At 68.6% G+C, this 18,490-nt stretch carries 17 protein-coding genes; 13 read left to right on the forward strand and 4 right to left on the reverse strand.

The window, feature by feature from the left end:
* Nucleotides 1-102 precede the first annotated feature (102 nt).
* On the reverse strand, nucleotides 103-321 hold the full coding sequence (locus ACCD06_RS21485; protein ID WP_413343373.1) for a hypothetical protein: 219 nt from the start codon (nucleotides 319-321) through the stop codon (nucleotides 103-105).
* On the opposite strand from ACCD06_RS21485, the gene ACCD06_RS21490 reads away from it, so the two are divergent.
* The 11 genes from ACCD06_RS21490 to ACCD06_RS21540 all read left to right on the forward strand — a co-directional run bounded on the left by ACCD06_RS21490 (nucleotide 320) and on the right by ACCD06_RS21540 (nucleotide 13,619).
* The gene (locus ACCD06_RS21490) at nucleotides 320-1,600 is read left to right on the forward strand and encodes an aromatic ring-hydroxylating oxygenase subunit alpha (RefSeq protein WP_413343375.1); all 1,281 of its coding nucleotides are present in this window, start codon (nucleotides 320-322) and stop codon (nucleotides 1,598-1,600) included. The genes ACCD06_RS21485 and ACCD06_RS21490 overlap by 2 nt on opposite strands.
* 111 nt (nucleotides 1,601-1,711) lie before the next feature.
* Nucleotides 1,712-2,821, forward strand: coding sequence for an FAD-binding oxidoreductase (locus tag ACCD06_RS21495; protein WP_413343377.1), 1,110 nt, complete (start codon nucleotides 1,712-1,714; stop codon nucleotides 2,819-2,821).
* Nucleotides 2,822-2,929: 108 nt separating this feature from the next.
* The gene (locus ACCD06_RS21500; protein ID WP_109157525.1) at nucleotides 2,930-4,084 is read left to right on the forward strand and encodes a GlxA family transcriptional regulator; all 1,155 of its coding nucleotides are present in this window, start codon (nucleotides 2,930-2,932) and stop codon (nucleotides 4,082-4,084) included.
* Nucleotides 4,085-4,254: 170 nt separating this feature from the next.
* Nucleotides 4,255-6,300 (forward strand): FAD-dependent oxidoreductase, encoded by a 2,046-nt coding sequence (locus tag ACCD06_RS21505; protein ID WP_413343380.1) that lies wholly within the window; start codon nucleotides 4,255-4,257, stop codon nucleotides 6,298-6,300.
* 31 nt (nucleotides 6,301-6,331) lie between these two features.
* Nucleotides 6,332-8,248, forward strand: coding sequence for a DUF3483 domain-containing protein (locus ACCD06_RS21510; protein ID WP_413343382.1), 1,917 nt, complete (start codon nucleotides 6,332-6,334; stop codon nucleotides 8,246-8,248).
* Complete coding sequence (locus ACCD06_RS21515) at nucleotides 8,245-9,477, forward strand: electron transfer flavoprotein subunit alpha/FixB family protein (RefSeq protein ID WP_413343384.1); 1,233 nt, start codon at nucleotides 8,245-8,247, stop codon at nucleotides 9,475-9,477. Before ACCD06_RS21510 ends, ACCD06_RS21515 begins: the two co-directional genes overlap by 4 nt.
* Nucleotides 9,470-10,252: an electron transfer flavoprotein subunit beta gene (locus tag ACCD06_RS21520; protein ID WP_413343386.1), complete on the forward strand. Its 783-nt coding sequence runs from the start codon at nucleotides 9,470-9,472 to the stop codon at nucleotides 10,250-10,252. The genes ACCD06_RS21515 and ACCD06_RS21520 overlap by 8 nt, the downstream gene beginning before the upstream one ends.
* 64 nt (nucleotides 10,253-10,316) lie before the next feature.
* Complete coding sequence (gene proV, locus ACCD06_RS21525; protein WP_109157514.1) at nucleotides 10,317-11,600, forward strand: glycine betaine/L-proline ABC transporter ATP-binding protein ProV; 1,284 nt, start codon at nucleotides 10,317-10,319, stop codon at nucleotides 11,598-11,600.
* Nucleotides 11,601-11,603: 3 nt separating this feature from the next.
* Nucleotides 11,604-12,488 (forward strand): ABC transporter permease, encoded by an 885-nt coding sequence (locus ACCD06_RS21530; protein WP_109157515.1) that lies wholly within the window; start codon nucleotides 11,604-11,606, stop codon nucleotides 12,486-12,488.
* 77 nt (nucleotides 12,489-12,565) lie between these two features.
* A complete protein-coding gene (locus tag ACCD06_RS21535) occupies nucleotides 12,566-13,162 on the forward strand; it encodes a GNAT family N-acetyltransferase (protein WP_413343388.1) in 597 nt (198 codons plus the stop codon).
* A gap of 43 nt (nucleotides 13,163-13,205) precedes the next feature.
* Nucleotides 13,206-13,619, forward strand: a complete 414-nt coding sequence (locus tag ACCD06_RS21540; protein ID WP_413343390.1) for a chorismate-binding protein — start codon at nucleotides 13,206-13,208, stop codon at nucleotides 13,617-13,619.
* A 9-nt stretch (nucleotides 13,620-13,628) separates the two neighbouring features.
* Here the strand turns inward: ACCD06_RS21540 and ACCD06_RS21545 are convergent, their stop codons facing one another.
* The 3 genes from ACCD06_RS21545 to ACCD06_RS21555 are packed head-to-tail and all read right to left on the reverse strand — an operon-like array spanning nucleotide 13,629 to nucleotide 16,141.
* Nucleotides 13,629-14,111, reverse strand: a complete 483-nt coding sequence (locus tag ACCD06_RS21545) for a GreA/GreB family elongation factor (protein ID WP_413343392.1) — start codon at nucleotides 14,109-14,111, stop codon at nucleotides 13,629-13,631.
* Between the two features lie 10 nt (nucleotides 14,112-14,121).
* Entirely contained in the window at nucleotides 14,122-15,156 is a 1,035-nt protein-coding gene (locus tag ACCD06_RS21550) for a hydantoinase/oxoprolinase family protein (RefSeq protein WP_413343394.1), read from the reverse strand.
* Complete coding sequence (locus tag ACCD06_RS21555) at nucleotides 15,149-16,141, reverse strand: ATP-grasp domain-containing protein (protein ID WP_413343396.1); 993 nt, start codon at nucleotides 16,139-16,141, stop codon at nucleotides 15,149-15,151. The genes ACCD06_RS21550 and ACCD06_RS21555 overlap by 8 nt, the downstream gene beginning before the upstream one ends.
* On the opposite strand from ACCD06_RS21555, the gene ACCD06_RS21560 reads away from it, so the two are divergent.
* On the forward strand, nucleotides 16,140-16,868 hold the full coding sequence (locus ACCD06_RS21560) for a HisA/HisF-related TIM barrel protein (RefSeq protein WP_413343398.1): 729 nt from the start codon (nucleotides 16,140-16,142) through the stop codon (nucleotides 16,866-16,868). The two genes, ACCD06_RS21555 and ACCD06_RS21560, sit on opposite strands and share 2 nt — an antisense overlap.
* 190 nt (nucleotides 16,869-17,058) lie before the next feature.
* Nucleotides 17,059-18,486, forward strand: coding sequence for an efflux RND transporter periplasmic adaptor subunit (locus tag ACCD06_RS21565; protein ID WP_413343400.1), 1,428 nt, complete (start codon nucleotides 17,059-17,061; stop codon nucleotides 18,484-18,486).
* The last annotated feature ends 4 nt before the right edge of the window (nucleotides 18,487-18,490 follow it).

Here is an 18,490-nt window from a genome sequence, read left to right on the forward strand (position 1 = left end):
CAGAGCGGCAATTCGTATCGGATTTGCGACAGCCTCGTACGACCCCGGCCCTGTCGGCGAATGTTGCCCGCCTTACAGGCGGCGGCCGTTGTCCTTGGATAATCACGGCGTGTCGCAAAACGACTGCTGCCGAAGTCCGGCTTGCGCAAAAAGACAGGTGCGCCTGTCGGCCTTTTTAAAGTTGATGTCGCATTCCAGAACGCGACGCGCCGCGACGGGCGGCAGGCTGGGTGTCGTGGAATCGAAAATGGCAACAGCCCGATCAAGGCTGAACGATTCCAAGAACGCACGGCCCCACTCCCGCAGAAGGTCAACCGCCATGTCGTCCGAGATTTCCATAGAAGCCCTGCTGACGCGCCGCAAGAAGGGGCACAGCCTGGAAGCCCCGTTCTATACCAGCGAGGAGATCTTCAAGCTGGACATGGAGATCATCTTCGGCCGCCATTGGCTGCACGTGGGTGTGGAGCCGGACGTGGCGGAGCCGGGCGACGTGATGGTGGTGGATATCGGCAAGACCTCCGTCATCGTCATGCGCGACGACGACATGGAACTGCGGGCCTTTCACAATGTCTGCCGCCACCGCGGCGCGCGCATCATCCTCCAGGAGAAGACCTCGGTCGGCAATCTGGTGTGCAGCTATCACCAGTGGACCTACGGCCAGGACGGCGAGCTTCTGTTCGCCGAGCATATGGGCAGTGATTTCGACCGCAAGTGCCGGAATCTGAAGAAGGTGCACATCCGGTCGGTCGGCGGCCTGATCTTCATCTGTCTGGCGGAGGAAGCGCCGGACGACATCGACCGCATGGCGGCGGCCATCGAGCCCTACATCCTTCCGCACGATCTGAAGAACTGCAAGGTCGCCAAGACGGTGGACCTGATCGAGAAGGGCAATTGGAAGCTCACGATGGAGAACAATCGTGAATGCTACCACTGCGTCAGCAACCATCCGGAACTGACCATCCCGCTGTTCGAATACGGCTTCGGCTTCGCCCCCGACGGCACCAACCCGAAGCGGATGGAACATGCCGCCAAGTACGACGCGCTGGTGCAGTCCTGCCACGCCGGTTGGGAAGCGGCCGGCTTCCCCAGCCGCGAGGTCGATCGCCTGACCGACACCACCGGCTTCCGCGCCGAGCGCCTGCCGCTGGACGGCGCCGGCGAGGCCCACACCAAGGACACGCGCAGCGCTTCCAGGAAGCTGCTGGGGTCGATCACCGAGCGCAAGCTGGGCGCCCTGTCCTTCTGGACCCAGCCGAATTCCTGGAACCACTTCATGAGCGACCACATCGTTACCTTTTCGGTGTTCCCGCTCGGTCCCGACCGCAACCTGCTGCGCACCCGCTGGCTGGTCCACAAGGACGCGGTCGAGGGAGTCGATTACGACCTGAACCGCCTGACGGAGGTGTGGGAGGCGACCAACCAGCAGGATGCCGATCTGGTCGAGATCTCGCACAACGGCGCCCTCAGCCCTGCCTACGAGCCGGGTCCCTATTCGCCCTACACCGAGCCGCTCGTGGAGAAGTTCACGGAATGGTACATCGGCCGCATGGCCGAACATCTGCTGGGCAAGCAGGCGCCGATGGGCGTCGCCGCCGAATAACGCGACGCCAGGGCGATCCCGGCCGGCAAGCCGCCGGGATCGCCCGCTGGTCAGGATTCAGGGCTCGAGGCCCAGGGTTCAGGGCTCAAGGTTCAGGGCTCAAGGAGAGAGATGACGATGCAGCAGGATGCGGCTCCGCCTCCGGTCCGGGATTGGGATCCCGAAATCGACGACACGCTGGTGTGCCGGGCGGTGCGGGACGAGACGCATGACGTGAAGACCTTCGTCTTCGCGCCACGGCGCCCCTGCCTGTTCCGGTTCAAGCCGGGTCAGTTCATCACGCTGGAGTTGCCCATCGGCGGCGAAACCATTCACCGCAGCTACACCGTCTCCTCCTCCGCCGCGCGACCGCATCGGCTCTCGATCACCGTCAAGCGCGTGCCCGGCGGTCCGGTGTCGAACTGGCTGCACGACACGCTGAAGCCGGGCGACACGATCCGCGCGGTCGGCCCCCTCGGCGAATTCACGCCGGGGGAGTCCGAGACTCCGCGCAAGTTCCTGTTCCTGTCCGGCGGCAGCGGCGTCACGCCCCTGATGTCGATGACCCGGACCTTCGACGATCTGGGCGAGGATCATGACATCGTCTTCGTCCACGCCGCCCGGACGCCTGCCGACATCGTCTTCCGCCGCGAACTGGACGCGCTGACCGGTCCCGGCCGCCGCCTGCGCGTCGCCCATGTGTGCGAAGGCATCGGCACCGAGGCCCATTGGGCGGGCTTCACCGGCCGGCTGTCTCTGCCGATGCTTGGGCTGATCGCTCCGGACTTCATGGAGCGGGAGGTCTATGTCTGCGGTCCCGGCCCCTTCATGAAGGCGGTGCGCGCCTTTCTGGAGCAGGGCGGCTTCGACATGGCCCGCTACCACCAGGAAAGCTTCAATTTCGAGGAACTCACGGCCGAACTTGCCGCGGGAGAGCCGCCGGCGCGATCCGCACCAGTCCAGGAGGCAGCGCCCACGGACGGCTTCCGCGTGGAATTCGCAAAAACCGGCAGGGTCTTCGCCTGCCCGCCCGACATGGCGGTCGCAGATGCGGCATCGGCCGCCGAGATCCGGGTTCCGACCTCCTGCTCACGCGGGATGTGCGGAACCTGCAAGACGCGGTTGATCTCCGGTACGGTGGAAATGAGCCACACCGGCGGTATCCGCAAACGTGAAATCGACCAGGGGTTGATCCTGCTCTGTTGCAGCCGCCCGACCAGTGATCTGGTGATAGAGCGTTAGAATTATCGCCAACGAATTGTCTTCCGGAGGGCGAGCCGTTGACGCTAGCATCCCGAAGGACGGATCACGGCCGTCAGGCTGGGACCGTGGAACTGGGAGGGTATCCTGGTGGGGAAGACAGTGGAATATCGCCGTTTCGGCGGTAGCGGTCCCGCACCCCGGCAGGAGGAACGCGCGCTGTTGTCGGTCGGGTTCATCCTGACCAACAATTTCACGTTGACGGCGCTCGCCCCCTTCATCGACGCCCTGCGGCTGGCGGCCGACGAGGGCGACCGGTCGCGCCAGATCCGGTGCCGCTGGACCATCATGGGATCGCGGGCGGAGCCGGTGATGTCCAGCTGCGGCATTGGCGTCGCCCGCTGGGAACCGCTGACCGATCCCCGCCGCTTCGACTATGTGGTCGTGGTGGGGGGGCTGCTGCACGCCGGCCCGCAGCTGGACGACGAGACGCTGGCCTATCTGCGCGCCGCGGCATCCTATGGCGTGACCCTGGTCGGCGTGTGCACCGGCAGCTTCGTGCTGAGCCGCATCGGCCTGATGAAGAACCGGCGCTGCTGCGTCAGCTGGTATCATCACCGCGATTTCATCGAGGAATTTCCCGATCTGGTGCCGGTGGCCGACCAGCTCTACGTGGTGGACCGCGACCGCATCACCTGTTCGGGCGGCGCCGGAGTGGCGGACCTTGCCGCCTTCCTGATCGAGCGCCATCTGGGCCGCGCCACCGCCCAGAAAACCATGCACATCCTGCTGATCGACAAGGCTCGTCCCGCCAGCCAGTCGCAACCGCAGCCGCCGACGGTCGTCGAGATCACCAACGACCGTGTCCGCCGCGCCCTGCTGCTGATGGAGCAGCACATCAGCGACCCGCTGTCGGTGGAGGAGATCGTCCGCCGCCTGAACGTCAGCACCCGGCAATTCGAGCGGCTGTTCCGGCTGGCCGTCGGCACCAGCCCGGCCACCTACTACCGGACACTGCGCCTGCGCTATGGCCATTGGCTGCTGCGCAACACCAAGCGGTCGGTCACTGCCATCGCGAACGAGGCCGGCTTCGCCGACTGCGCCCATTTCTCCCGCCAGTTCCGCGAACTGTTCGGCATATCACCGTCTGAGGTGCGCCGCACTGCCGAGCCGGATGCGGAGGCCGATCCGCATCTCTCGCCTCTCGCCGCTTTCCGGCGCACGAACGGGGACTCCCTGCTGCCCGACCGCCGCCTGTTCGAGGACCAGGCGCCGACGGCCCAAGAGGGTGTGGCAACGGACTGAAGGGGGTGCCATCACTCCCAATTCGCCTAAAGAAATCAGATATTTGACGGATCGGCACCGCATCGTTCCGCTCCTGTCGCAAAAAGGAAATTTCCGGTCGCGGGGGGCAACGCGACAATCGCGCCGATGGTGAATTCTTGGCAGGCTCAATACTGGGGATCGTTCCTGCCATGTCCTCACCCGCCGAAGCCCTTCTGAAGCCTCTGCAGATCAAGCATTTGACGATCCGTAACCGCGTGATGAGCACCAGCCACGCGCCGGGCTACGGGTCCGAAGGCAAGCCGAAGGAACGCTATCAGCTCTATCACGAGGAAAAGGCAAAAGGCGGCATCGGCCTGACGATGTTCGGCGGCTCCTCCTCCGTCGCGGTGGACAGCCCGGCGGCGCCGTGGAACCAGATTTCCGTCGCCGACGACAGCGTCATTCCCTTCTTCCGCGAATTCTCCGACCGGGTGCACCGCCACGGGGCGGCGCTGATGATCCAGTTGACCCACATGGGCCGGCGCACCCGCTGGGACACCGAGAACTGGCTTCCCACCGTTTCCGCTTCGGCCGCCCGCGAACCGGCGCACCGCAACACGCCGAAGGAGATGGAGGATTTCGACTTCAAGCGGATCATCGCCGGCTATGCCGCCGCCGCCCGCCGCTGCAAGGAGGGCGGCCTGGACGGCTTCGAGCTGTCGGCCGCCCACGGCCACCTGATCGACCAATTCTGGAGCCCCTCGGTCAACCGGCGCACCGACAAGTATGGCGGCAGCTTGGAAAACCGCATGCGCTTTGGCATCGAGGTGTTCGAGGCGATCCGCGCCGAAGTCGGGGACGACTACGTCGTCGGCATGCGCATGTCGGGCGACGAACTGATCGACGACGGCCTCAGCCACGAGGACTGCATCGCCATCGCCCGCACCTATGCCGAACGCGGGCTGATCGATTTCGTCAACGCGCTGGGCGGACAGGCGCGCGATCATCTGGCGCACGCCATCTCGCTGCCCAACATGTCCTTCCCGGTCGCCCCCTTCCTGCATCTGGCCAGCGGCATCAAGCGCGAGGCGGGCATTCCCGTCTTCCATGCCCAGCGCGTGACCGACCTCGCCACCGCCGCCCGCGCGGTGGAGGAAGGCCATGTCGACATGGTCGCCATGACCCGCGCCCATATCGCCGACCCGCATCTGGTGCGCAAACTGATGGAGGGGCGGCTGGACGACGTGCGCCAGTGCGTCGGCGCCGGCTATTGCATCGACCGCATCTATGTCGGCGGCGACGCGCTGTGCATCCAGAACGCCGCCACCGGGCGCGAGCGCACCATGCCGCACGTGATCTCGAAGGCGGAGCGCAAACGCCGCGTGGTCGTGGTCGGCGGTGGCCCCGGCGGCCTGGAAGCCGCCCGCGTCTGCGCCGAGCGCGGCCATTCGGTCGTCCTGCTCGAACGCAACGCCGCCCCCGGCGGCCAGATCGGCATCGCCGCCAAGGCGACTTGGCGCGAGGCGATGAGCGGTATCACCCGCTGGCTGTCCCAGCAGGTCACCAAGCTGGGCGTCGATGTCCGCCTTGGGGTGGAGGCCGACCGCGCCGCCGTCGAGGCCGAGACCCCCGATGTGGTGATCCTCGCCACCGGCGGTCGCCCCAACCGCGGCGACTTCAAGGGCGCCGATCTGGCGGTGTCGACCTGGGAGGTCCTGACCGGGGCGGTGGAGCCGACGGGGACTGTCCTGATGTATGACGGCACCGGCCAGCATCACGGCGCCTCCTGCGCCGAATTCATGGCGAAGCGCGGCGCGCTGGTGGAGATCGCCACCCCTGACCGCATGGTCGCGGAGGAGGTCGGCACCACCAACCAGCCGATCCACCTGCGTGAGCTGTACAAGCTGAACGTGGTGATGACCACCAACCATCAGCTCGTGGAAATCTACCCGGAGGGCAACCGCCGCGTCGCCGTCCTGCGCAACGAATACACCCACGAGGAGGAGGAACGGCTGGTCGACCAGATCGTGGTGGAGCTGGGCACCCTGCCCAACGACGGTCTCTATTTCGATCTCAAGGACCATTCGCTGAACCGCGGCGAGACCGATCTCGACAGTTTGATCGCCGGCCGGCCGCAGCCGGTGCAGGCCAACGGCCATGGCGGCTACACGCTCCATCGCATCGGCGACGCGGTGGCCGGCCGCAACATCCACGCCGCCATCTACGACGCCGCGCGACTGTGCAAGGACATCTGACACCTCCACCCCGCGACAGGAGCCGTCCGACGTGATCGCCACCGCTCTCACCACCGTCGTCCTTGCCGTCCTCGCCATCGGCGCGGCATTGGCCGCCTGGCAGTCGCGGCGTTGGCTGGCCGGCCGGCCGGCGGCGGTCGGTGTGGTCGCCGGGCTGCGCGCCCTGCCCGGCCGCTATCTGGTCGATGTCCACCATGTGGTCGGGCGGACGCCGTTCAACGCCCGCTTCCACGCGCTGGTCGCCGGCGGCTTCCTCGCGGCGCTGGTGCTGCTGGTGGCGATGGGTGTCGCCATCGGCGGATCGCGCATTCTCTGGCTGCTGCTGGCGCTGGTGCTGGCGGCCATGCTGGCGGGTGCCCTGATGGTTCGCCATCGCCGCCGGGTGATCCGCCCGCGCGAACTGTCGCAGGGCCGCTTCGCCCGCCTTCCGCTGTCGCTTTTGGGATTTTCCGGGTGCCTGCTTGTGGTGGCGCTCGACCAGTCGCTGGGCGGCGTGATGCCGGAGGCGCTGGCTCTGGTGCTGATCGCCATTGCCGGAGTGGCGATGGCCGATCTGGTGTGGGGCGTCTGGAAGGGACCGTTGAAGCATGCCGTGCATGGGGCGCTGCATCTGGCCTTCCACCCGCGTCCGGCTCGCTTCCATGATGGCATGGGACGCGACACCGGGCTGAAGCCGCTGCCGCTCGCTCCCACGGAAGAAAATGAGGCGGGTGCGCTGGGCGTAGCGCGTCCCATCGATTTCGCCTGGAACCGGCTGCTCGGCTTCGATGCGTGCGTGCAGTGCGGTCGCTGCGAGACGGCCTGTCCGGCCTATGCCGCCGGCCTGCCGCTGAACCCGAAGAAGCTGGTGCAGGATCTGGTCGCCGCCATGGATGGCGAGGCCAGCGACGCCGCCTATGCCGGCAATCCCCATCCCGGCCGGGGTGTCGGCAAGGCCCATGGCGGGGCGGCGCTGCCGCTGATCGGGCCGGATGCGATGATCCATCCCGACACGCTGTGGTCCTGCACCACCTGCCGCGCCTGCGTGCAGGAATGCCCGATGATGATCGAGCATGTGGACGCCGTCGTCGATCTCCGCCGCTTCCAGACGCTGGAGCTGGGCGCCACCCCCGGCAAGGCCGCGGTCATGCTGGAGGAACTGCGCGCCACCGACAATCCCGGCGGCCGTGCGCTCGCCCGGCGCTGGGACTGGGCGGCCGACCTGTCGCTGCCCCGGCTGCCGGCCGGTGGGGCCTGCAACACGCTGCTGTGGGTCGGTGACGGCGCCTTCGACCTGCGGGTCCAGCGCTCGCTGCGGGCACTGGTGGTTCTGCTGCGTCGCGCCGGGGTGGACTTCGCCGTGCTGGGCGACGAGGAGCTGGATTGCGGCGACGTCGCCCGCCGGCTGGGCGACGAGGCGACCTTCCAGTCGCTGGCGACCCGCAACGTTGCGACACTGAACGCCCGCCGCTTCGGCCGCATCGTCACCGCCGACCCCCACGCGCTGCACACGCTGCGCAATGAATATCCGGCCTTCGGCGGCAGCTGGACCGTGGTCCATCACACCGCCCTGTTGCTGGAACTGATCACCGCCGGCGCACTGACGGTGACCAAACCGGTCGGGCGCAGCGTGACCTTCCACGACCCCTGTTACCTCGGTCGCTACAATGGCGAGATCGAGGCGCCGCGCGCCCTGCTCGACGCCATCGGCGTGGAGCGCCGGGAAATGCTGCGCTCCGGCCTGCGATCGAGCTGTTGTGGCGGCGGCGGCGGCGCTCCGCTGACTGACGTGTCGGGCGAACGCCGCATTCCCGACGTCCGCATGGAGCATGTCCGGGAAACCGGCGCCTCGCTGGTCGCCGTCGCCTGCCCCAACTGCGCCCTGATGCTCGAAGGCGTCGTCGGTCCCCGGCCGGAGGTGGCGGAGATCGCCGAGCTGGTGCTCGCCGCGACGGAGACCGCCCGATGACTCACCCTCCAACCATCCGCCGCCGTGTCGATCCCCGCGCCGAGCGTGCCGCCCGCACAATCCTGACAGGCCAGCGCCCGCGCCTGCTGCGCCAGCCGGTCGCCGCCGCGACGAATGAGCGCCGCCGCGACCCGCGCGCCATCCGCGACGCCGCCTTGGTCCAGCGCCAGCCGCGCCCTCGCTACGACTGGACGCGCGACGCGGCCTCCGTCGGCATCGCCGCCGCAATTGGCGTCGCCGTTGCCGCCGCCCCCGTGATCCCGCTGAAGGTGATCCCCGAACCGGCCTATCTGATCCTCGCCATGCTCGACCGTCCCGGCGGCGAGGTCAGCGAGCATGACCGGCAGGTGATCGCCGCCGCCCGCCTGCTGGCCGACGCTGGCGGTGGTGCGGTGGTGACCGTCTCCACCGGGTCGGGGGAGGCGCTGGCGGAGGCCGGGTCCGACCGCCATGTCGCCCTGCCCGACGGCTGGGCCGACGATTACGTGCCGGAACGGCGCGCCGCCGCCGCTTCCGCGCTGATGGCCGCACTGTCTCCCCGTCACATCCTGTTCCCGGACAGCCCGGACGGCGCCGATGTCGCGCGGCGGGTCGCCGCGGCGGCGGGCGAGCGGCTGTTCGCCGGTGTGCAGAGTCTCGGCCCCGACCGCGCCACTCGGCAATCGGCCGGCGGGTCGCTGGAGACCGGGCACCGCCCGACCCGGCTGATGACGGTGGCGGCGGATGCCTTCGCCTCCCTCGACAGCGTGCGGCATGAAGCCCGGCCGCTCGACCTCACCGCTCCGGTGACCGCTGGGGAGGAAGTCCTGCCCCGCCTGGCCGGCGCCCGCCGGCTGGCCGTCGATCCCGACGCTCTGTCGCTGTCGGAAACCGATTTCATCCTCAGTGCCGGCAACGGCGTGACCGACTGGCAAAGTTTCGCCGAGCTGGGCGAGGCGTTGGGCGCCACCCGCGCCGGCAGCCGCGTGGTCTGCGACGCCGGCCATTTGCCGCGCGAACGGCAGGTCGGCGCCTCTGGCACGGTGGTCAGCGCCCGTTGCTACCTCGCCTTCGGCATCGCCGGCGCTCCGCAGCATCTTCAGGGCATCACCGGCGTCAGGCATGTGATCGCCGTCAACACCGACCTCCACGCCGAGATGATCAAGCGTGCCGACCTGTCCATCGTCGCCGATGCACAAGCCGTCATGCCCGCCCTGATCCGGCTCATCCGGGAGCGCCGCCATGCATAATGTCGCCGTCCTGCTGTCCATCGGCCGCCATCCGGTCTCCGGCCGCGCTCGCCGTGCCGCCACCGACGCGCAGGCGCTGGAGATGGCGCTGGCAATGCGTCCGCGGCGGCTGACGGCGATCCATGCCGGCCCCGCCGTCGACGGAGAGGCGCTGCGCGCCTATCTCGGCATGGGGCTGGAGCGGCTGACGCTGCTGGACCTGCCGGAGGGAAGCGATCCGGTCGAACCGCTGATCGCCCATCTGCGCCAGTTCGACCCGTCACTGGTCCTGACCGGACGGCAGGCGGAGGACGGCGAGGGCAGCGGCATGCTGCCCTATTTGATCGCCGGCGGCCTTGATGCCGCCGTCGTGCCCGATGTGGTGCGGATCGGCTCCGCCGATGCGCCGGACTCCATGCCGGGCGCGGTGGACCTCGTTCAGGCGCTGCCGCGCGGACAGCGGCGGGCATTGATCGCAACCGGCCGCCTCATAGCGACCGTCCATCCTTCCGCCCCGCCCGCCCGCGCCTCGGCCTTCGGCCCGGCCCGGCGGGGCGTCATCGAGCCGGTGGCGGTCCAGGCGACCGCCGACCTCTTCCTGTCGGACTGTGAGCATCGGCCATGGCGACCAAAGCCCAAGCTGATGCGCGTGAAGCGCGGCGGCTCGGCGCTGGACCGGCTGAAAGCCGCGACCGAGAGCAAGAGCGGAAAAGGCCAACTGCTGGTCAACCCGACAGCTGAAGCGGGGGCGCTGGCCATCTACGACAGCCTCGTCGAACAGGGAATGCTTCCATGACCATGCAAAACGATCCTCCCAGTACCACAGGTCGCGCTGTCGCCAATCGAGAGGAGGCCTGTCGATGAACACGATGATGCGAAGCGCGGTTTCGGTCGGGGGACCGGCCAGCCTGGGCTTTCCCCGCGGCGCTGCCAGGACGAGCGTCGGCGATGACGCGGCGGTCCGCCTGGAAGTCCGGAACGTCTACAAGGTCTTCTCCGCCGACCCCAAACCCGCGCTGACCATGCTGCGCCAGGGCGCCAGCAAGGCGGAGGTTCTGGAGAAGCTGAACGTCAATGTCGGCGTGCTGGATGCCAGCTTTCAGGTCCGTTCGGGCGAAATATTCGTCATCATGGGGCTGTCGGGGTCCGGCAAATCCACCATGATCCGCCTGCTGAACCGGCTGATAGAACCGAGCAGCGGCGAGATCCTGCTCGACGGCAAGGATCTGGTCAGCATGTCCAAGTCCGAACTGATCCAGGCCCGCCGCCGCAACATGGGCATGGTCTTCCAGTCATTCGCCCTGATGCCGCACTTGAGCGCGCTGGACAACGCCGCCTTCGGCCTGGAAATCTCCGGTGTGTCCAAGGCGGAGCGGCACAAGGCGGCGCAGCAGGCGCTGGAGCAGGTCGGGCTTGGCGCCTACGCCAGCCGCTATCCGCGCGAGATGTCGGGCGGCATGCAGCAGCGCGTCGGCCTTGCCCGCGCATTGGCCAACGATCCCACCATCCTGCTGATGGATGAGGCCTTCTCCGCCCTCGACCCGCTGATCCGCACGGAAATGCAGGACGAACTTCTGCGCCTGCAGCGCGAGCATCAGCGCACCATCGTCTTCATCTCCCACGATCTGGACGAGGCGATGCGCATCGGCGACCGCATCGCCATCATGGAAGGCGGCCGCATCGTACAGGTCGGCACGCCCTATGAAATCCTCAGCCGCCCGGCCGACGATTACGTCCGCTCCTTCTTCCGCAACGTCGATGCCTCCAAGGTGCTGCGGGCCGGCGACGTGGCGCGCTACGAGGCGACCAACACGGTCATCCGGCTGCCCGGCGAACTGGCCCCCGCCCTGCAGCAGCTGCGCGAGAACCACCACAATTTCGGTTATGTGCGCACCCATGACGGCCGCTTCGAAGGTATCGTCTCGCAGACGACGCTGGAACGTGAACTGAATGGGCCGCAGCCGCGCTTCGTCAACGCCTTCCTGCCCGACGTCCGCACGGTCAATGCCGCGACGCCGGTCCACGCCCTGCTCGCGCTCGTCGCCGACACCGAATGGCCGGTGCCCGTCGTCGACGACGACCACAACTTCCTCGGCGCCATTTCACGCGCCCTCATGCTCCATACCTTGGTTCGGGGGGATTGACCGATGGAGTCCGAAATCAGAATCGGCAAATGGGTCGAGGAGCTGGTCAGCTTCATGCTCGACCATTTCCAATCGACGTTCGACACGATCGCGACGGTGGTGAACGGCTTCGGCGGCGCCATCGACTATGTGCTGGTCGGCGCGCCGGCCTGGCTGCTGATCGGGCTGCTCGTCGCGATCTCCCTCTGGCGCGTCGGCGTCGGCTTCGCCGTCTTTACGGTCGCTGCCCTGCTGCTGATCGCCGGCATGGGGCTGTGGACGGAGACTGCCTCCACCCTGGGTCTGGTGCTGACCGCCACCCTGCTCAGCCTGCTGATCGGCGTGCCGCTGGGCGTCTGGATGGCGCGCAACCGCGTGGTCGAAAGCATCGTCCGCACCACGCTGGACTTCATGCAGACCATGCCGGCCTTCGTCTATCTGATCCCGGCGGTGATGTTCTTCGGCCTGGGCCGGGTGCCGGGCATCCTCGCCACCGTGATCTTCGCCATGCCGCCGGCGGTGCGCCTGACGTCGCTCGGCATCCAGCAGGTGCCGGCCGAGATCGTCGAGGCCGGAAAGGCCTTCGGCTGCCATGACCGCCAGCTTCTGTTCAAGGTGCAACTGCCGAACGCCTTGCCCTCGATCATGGCGGGCGTGAACCAGACTATGATGATGGCGCTGTCGATGATCGTCATTGCCTCCATGATCGGCGCCGGCGGCCTGGGCAACGTGGTGCTGCAAGGCATCCAGCGCCTGGACATCGCGCTCGGCTTCGAAAGCGGCCTCAGCGTCGTTCTGCTGGCCATCGTTCTCGACCGCATTACGCAAAGCTTCGGCCGGACCGCCTCCGCCCCACGCCCGGCACGCTTCGCGTTCCTACGGCGGTTCCGGCCGGTGCCGGCACCGTGAGCGCAGTGGCTCTTCCGGCGCGGCCCGTGCCGCCCCACGGGCCGCGGCTGCATGGTGACATAGGAGGCGGCATACGGGTGGAGCGGCTGACCGGCGCCGCCCTGGCCGACCGGGTGGAGGAGTTGGCGGCCCTGCGTCTGACGGTGCTGGGCGAGTTCCCTTATCTCTATTCCGGCTCGGCCGCGTACGAGGAACGCTATCTGTCCGGTCTCGGCGGCTTGCCGGGCGGACTCATCCTGACCGCCTTCGAGCGCAACCGCATGGTCGCGGCCGTCACCGGCGCACCGCTCGACCAGGAACTGGACGCCTTGCGCGACCCGTTCACCCATGCAGGCTGCAACCCGCGCTCGATCTTCTATTTCGGCGAGGTGGTGGTCCTCCCCTCCCATCGCGGGCGCGGAGTGGGGACCGCCCTGTTGGAAATCGGCGAATCCCACATACGCGAAACCGGCCGTTTCGCGTCCATCGCCTTCGGCGAGATCGTGCGTTCCGTCGACCATCCCCGCCGCCCGAACACCTACCGGACGCCCGATGCCGCGTGGCGGCGGCTGGGCTATCGGCTGGAGCCGGAGATCGGCGGAGCCCTGTCCTGGTGCGACGCCTGCGACCGGGAGGAGACCGCCAAACCCCTTCGTTTCTGGGTCAAGTCCCTCGCCACCAGCATCGGAGCATGACGCATGCCGCAGGACAGCCTGGTCTTCGACAGTCCGGCCCCGCGTGGCGCATATCGACAGTGTCAAGGTCCCGGTCCTGTGCGGGGTGGAGCGCTTTGCTTCTGTCCACCATCTGGTGTCAGTGATCGAGGGGCAACTGAAGCCGGGGCTGGGTCCGGTCGACCTGCTGCGCGCCACCTTCCCCGGCGGCTCCATCACCGGCGCGCCCAAGATCCGCGCCATGGAGATCATCGATGAGTTGGAGGTCCCGCGGCGCGGCGCCTATTGCGGGTCGGTCGCCTGGATCGGCTTCGACGGGGCGATGTACAGCAGCATCATCCGCACCCTGACCGTCACGCCGGACCGCGTCATCGCCCAGGCCGGCGGCGGCATCGTCGCCGATTCCGATCCCGGCCGCGAGCATGACGAGATGATGGTGAAAATCCGTCCGCCGCTGCGCGTGCTGGATGGCGGTTGAGGGGCGGGATCAGGACGCCGACACCGAACGAAGGGTCAGCGACAGGGGGCCGTTCCGGCGCGGCCATTCGACCACGTCGCCGGCCCGCCCGCCCATCAGCGCCTCGCCCAACGGCGATTGCCAGCTGATCCGGCCGGCGGCGGGAGCGGCCTCCTCGCCGCCCACCAGTGTGAATGTCCATCGGCGCCCGTCCTCATCCTCGGCGACGACGACGGAGCCGAACCCGACCTCATCCGCCGAGCCGGCCGGGCGCACCACCACGGCGGCGGCCAGACGGGCGCGGAGCAGGTCGGCGCGCCGCTTGGCGCTGCTCATCGCCTGCCGGTCCTCCGGCGCATCGAAGCCGCGCAGATTCGCAACCTCGGCGTCGGCCGCGGCAAGCTCCTCCTGCCAAGCGGCAACGGTGGCGGCGGACACGTGCAGGGGACCGGTGATCTGCGGCAGCGGCCCCTCGGTTTCGGCGTCGCTTTCCTTGACGAAGGCGCGGCTCATGTCTCCCCCCTCAACCCAGCAGCGCCATGGCGGCGGCGGGGGCGCAACTGGCGACCCAATCCTGACCGGGGGCCCCCACCACATCGCAGAAATCCTGGTAGGGACGGCCTAACCGGGCGGCCACCTCCTTCACGACGGCACGTCCGACGCCAGCCCCAACCACGGATGCATCGTCCGGCAGGGGCGGCGCCCCGGCCGACAGCACGCGACGGGCGGCATCGTGGATGCGGCGCAACTGGCGTTCGGTCAGATCTGCGGCCATCGCCCGCCAGACCGCCGGATCGTAATCGCCGGCATCATGCCCGACCATGCGGGCCAGACGGCGCAGGCTGGCCTCGACCGTCTTCGCCCCGTTGTCGGCGGCGGGATGCTGGTCCGCGGCCTCGTCCAGCCGGCCCAGCACGCGGTAGAGGTCGGCGCTGGTGGCGAAATACTCGGCCATCATCGGCAACCGCTCGCCAGCGACCAGCGCGGTGCGCTCCATCGCCATCACCGCCGTGCGGGTCAGCCCGGTATAGAGCAGTTCCTCCACCGCCATCCGCTCGTGATCGGTGACGCCGCGCGCCACCACGGCGCCGTCGCGCACCGGCACGACGTCCGTGGTCGTGCTGCCCATGTCGACCAGCAGCGCCGCCGGCAGGAGCCGGGCGACCACCGCGGCGGTCGCCATCCAGTTGGCGGAGGCCACGTCCATCACCTGTCCCCGCGCCTCCTGTGGCGACAGCAATCCGCGCCGGCCGGCATAGACGCGCAGCCGCACCTGCGGCAGGGCCGCCGCCATCCGGTCGATCAGCGTGTGCACGCCCTGGGCGCGGTCGTCGAACAGATCGACCAGTTCGCCGGTCATCGTCACCACATGGTCGGCGTTCGCCGGCAGGTGCTCCAGCACCGTGGCGAGTGCAGCATCCAGCTCTCCCATCCCTTGCCAGAGCCGGCAGGGCACCTGGACCGCATCGCGCAGCCGGCCATCCTCCGCCCAGGCGGCCTTCAGGTGGGCGCCGCCGATGTCCCAGCCGATCACGATCGAACCACGGGTGTCAGGCATGTGCGTCCTCCCGGCCCGCATCGGCCGACATGGTGTGGAACAGAGTCAGGATGTCGCCCGCCGGGTTCCAGCCCAGCACCCGCGACAGCCCGGAATAGCCGACGGACAGGCGCGGGTTCACCTCCACCACCACTGGGCCATTCGTCTCCGGACCATCAGGCCGGTCGATGAGGTCGACGGCGACATAGCCGCACAGCCCCGGAATCGCGGCGGCGACGGCGCGGGCCAGCGGCTCCCAGGCGGCGCGGCGGTGTTCCATCGCCCCGACCTCCACGCCATGGAAGGAGAAGCAGTCGCTCCCGCGCTCCACCGTCTGACGGTTGCAGCCGAGCAGCCGCACCCCGCCAGTATCGTCGACCAGCATGGACAGGCTGCACGCCTCGCCCTCGACCAGCGGCTGGACGATCCAGCGGCCGGCATGCGGCGGCGTCCAGGCGGCGATGTTGTCGACGATGAAGGTATCGAGGCAACCGGCGCCATCGTCCGGCTTCACCACATGGCAGGCGGCGGGCGGCGGCGGGGCGCCGAAGGGAACGGTGGGAATGGTCGCGATGCCGTGCGCGGCCAGCCGCGCCGCCGTTGCCGTCTTCGACGACGCGAGAGCGATGGCCTCGGGGGCGCAGGCGACCACCCGGCGGCCGGTGCCGCGGAAAAGAGCGGCGACGTGGCCCAGCAGCCCGTCGCTTTCCGGCGCGATCGGCCAGACCATGTCGCACCGGGCGGCGGCAGCGCGCCAGCGCGCCTCATGATCCTCGCCCGGCGCCACCGGAAACAGGGCGACACGGTCGGCCGGGAAAGACGGCGGGGCAAGGCGGTTGTCCCAGCATAGCGTGACGTTTATTCCGTCCAGCGCGACCAGATCACCGACCAGGGCCACGACCATCGCGTTGGCTTCCGCCATCAGGTCGGTCGGAAGCGGCCCGTTGCACAACGCGCCGCCGGTGACATACTCGCAGACCAGAACCCGACGAAGGCTGTTCTCCATGGACATCGTTCCCGTCATCGACCTGCTGGGCGAGCAGGTGGTTCATGCCAAGCGGGGGGAGCGCGACCGCTACCGCCCCATCGAAAGCGCGCTGACCGCAGGAGCCGCACCACAGGATATCGTGGCCGCGCTGTTGGCGCTGCAACCCTTCCGCGCCTGCTATGTCGCCGATCTTGACGCGATCAGGGGAAATGGCGACCACCGTTCCACCGTCGCGGCGCTGCAGGCCCGCTGGCCGGAGGTGGCGTTCTGGGTCGATGCAGGACTGGCGACGCCCGACGATTGCCGCCGCTGGTTCGACGCCGGGGTCCGGCATCTGGTGATCGGCAGCGAAAGCCAGTCGGACGGCGCGACGCTGGACGCGGCGCTGGCGCTGGCCGGAGAAGACCGGGTGGCGCTGTCGCTGGATGTCCGGCAGGGAGTGCCGCTGGGACCGGCGGTGCTGCATGAGGATGCCGGCCGCTGGCCCGCGCGCGTGATCGCCATGACGCTGGACCGGGTCGGCTCGGGCGAGGGGCCGGATCTGGACCGGATTGCGACGCTGACGGCCCGACGCCCGGGGGTTCGGGTGTGGGGGGCCGGCGGCGTGCGCGATGCGGCGGATCTGGACGCGCTGGCCGCACACGGCGCCGATGCCGTGCTGGTGGCCAGCGCTCTCCACGACCGGCGCCTCAACGCCGGAACGCTTGCCCGCTTCGCGTCGGGTCAGTTGGCGGCGAAGGGGTGAACCGCGCCGGCAATCCGTCACCGCCAACTTGACGGTGTCCCACCGGTGCAGGGCCGTCCTGTCTTTACAGCTTTTGCAGTACCCTGATCGAGCGCCGCCGATCTTGATGCACGTCAATGCTGTGCACCGTCAGACGGATAGCCTGGGTCGATAGCGTGGACCGTCGAACCGGTCCTTCCGGAGACGGCCGATGACTCTGCCGCTGACCGACCACGGATCGAGCCCCGGACGCTCGACCAACCCTGCCCCACCAGCCCAACGCGCCTTCCGGCACTCGGGCTGGCTGCTGGGGATCCTGCTCACGATGTTGGGCGCGGTGGGGCTGCTCTATCACGCCATGGGCACCCAGACCGCCGCTCCCGCCTATCGAACCGGACCGGTGGCGCGCGGCGCGGTCACCGCATCGATCACCGCGTCCGGCACCGTCAATCCGGTCGTTACGGTGCAGGTCGGATCGCAGGTGTCGGGACAAATCAGTGAACTGGTCGCCGACTTCAACACGGAGGTGAAGACCGGCCAGCTCATCGCCCGCATCGATCCCGCGCTGTTCGAAACACAGGTGGCACAGGCGGCAGGCGATCTCGCCGTCGCCCGGGCCGGCATCCAGACCCAGCAGGCCACCGTCGCCCGCGCAGCCGCCGACTTGGAGGCCGCGCGCGCGACCTTGACCAACGTCCAGGCCCAGCTGCGCAGATCGCAGGCGCTCCTGTTCAACGCCAGGACCAGTTTCGACCGCACGCAACGGCTTTTCGAGCGGGGAAATGCGTCCGCTTCGGACCGTGACAGCGCCAAGTCCACCAGCGACGCCGCCCAGGCCGATGTCGAGGCGCTGAGCGCACAGGAGGTCAGCCAACAGGCCACGATCCGGTCCACCGAGGCCCAGCTGAGTCTCGCCCAAGCCAACCTCGCGGCTGCGATGGCCCTGGTGCAGCAGAAGGAGGCGGCCTATCAGGGCGCGCGCATCAATCTGGAGCATACGCGCATCGTCGCGCCGGTGGACGGCACCGTCATCCAGCGCAACGTCGATCGCGGCCAGACCGTTGCGGCCAGCCTGCAGGCGCCGGTCCTCTTCACCATCGCCCAGGATCTGACGGCCATGCAGGTGGACGCATCTGTGGACGAGGCGGATGTCGGAACGGTGCGGGTCGGCCAGAAGGTGCATTTCACCGTGGATGCCTACCCCGGCCGCGCCTTTGTCGGCACGGTGCTCCAGATTCGCAAAGCACCCCAGGTCGTTCAGAACGTCGTTACCTACGACGTGGTCATCTCGGCGCCCAATCCCGATCTGGCACTCCTGCCCGGCCTGACCGCCAACGTCCGCATCGTCGTCGAGCATCGCGACGACGCGCTGCTGGTCCCCAATGCCGCTCTGCGCTATCGCCCGGCCAAGGCCACCCCGCCGGATGCGCCGCCATCCCCACAAGCGGGCGAGGTCTGGGTGCTCGGCTCGTCCGGCCAGCCGGAACGCCGCCCCCTTCGTCTCGGCACCTCCGACGGGACCATGGTGGAGGTCGTCGGAGGCAAGCTGTCTGCCGGCGAACGGGTCATCCTCGGCGAAACCGCCCCGGCTGCCGCCTCCGGCACGATGCCGTCCATGGGCGGCGGACCCCGTCTCTGACATC

Source organism: Azospirillum sp. CT11-132 (assembly GCF_047302835.1).
Classification (GTDB): domain Bacteria; phylum Pseudomonadota; class Alphaproteobacteria; order Azospirillales; family Azospirillaceae; genus Azospirillum.

What these genes read in the sequence shown, in the direction of transcription:
- ACCD06_RS21490 (WP_413343375.1), top strand. Translation starts at nt 320, where the DNA reads ATGTCGTCCGAGATTTCCATAGAAGCCCTGCTGACGCGCCGCAAGAAG.
- ACCD06_RS21485 (WP_413343373.1), bottom strand. Translation starts at nt 321, where the DNA reads ATGGCGGTTGACCTTCTGCGGGAGTGGGGCCGTGCGTTCTTGGAATCG.
- ACCD06_RS21495 (WP_413343377.1), top strand. Translation starts at nt 1,712, where the DNA reads ATGACGATGCAGCAGGATGCGGCTCCGCCTCCGGTCCGGGATTGGGAT.
- ACCD06_RS21505 (WP_413343380.1), top strand. Translation starts at nt 4,255, where the DNA reads ATGTCCTCACCCGCCGAAGCCCTTCTGAAGCCTCTGCAGATCAAGCAT.
- ACCD06_RS21515 (WP_413343384.1), top strand. Translation starts at nt 8,245, where the DNA reads ATGACTCACCCTCCAACCATCCGCCGCCGTGTCGATCCCCGCGCCGAG.
- ACCD06_RS21520 (WP_413343386.1), top strand. Translation starts at nt 9,470, where the DNA reads ATGCATAATGTCGCCGTCCTGCTGTCCATCGGCCGCCATCCGGTCTCC.
- proV (WP_109157514.1), top strand. Translation starts at nt 10,317, where the DNA reads ATGAACACGATGATGCGAAGCGCGGTTTCGGTCGGGGGACCGGCCAGC.
- ACCD06_RS21530 (WP_109157515.1), top strand. Translation starts at nt 11,604, where the DNA reads ATGGAGTCCGAAATCAGAATCGGCAAATGGGTCGAGGAGCTGGTCAGC.
- ACCD06_RS21545 (WP_413343392.1), bottom strand. Translation starts at nt 14,111, where the DNA reads ATGAGCCGCGCCTTCGTCAAGGAAAGCGACGCCGAAACCGAGGGGCCG.
- ACCD06_RS21550 (WP_413343394.1), bottom strand. Translation starts at nt 15,156, where the DNA reads ATGCCTGACACCCGTGGTTCGATCGTGATCGGCTGGGACATCGGCGGC.
- ACCD06_RS21560 (WP_413343398.1), top strand. Translation starts at nt 16,140, where the DNA reads ATGGACATCGTTCCCGTCATCGACCTGCTGGGCGAGCAGGTGGTTCAT.
- ACCD06_RS21555 (WP_413343396.1), bottom strand. Translation starts at nt 16,141, where the DNA reads ATGGAGAACAGCCTTCGTCGGGTTCTGGTCTGCGAGTATGTCACCGGC.
- ACCD06_RS21565 (WP_413343400.1), top strand. Translation starts at nt 17,059, where the DNA reads ATGACTCTGCCGCTGACCGACCACGGATCGAGCCCCGGACGCTCGACC.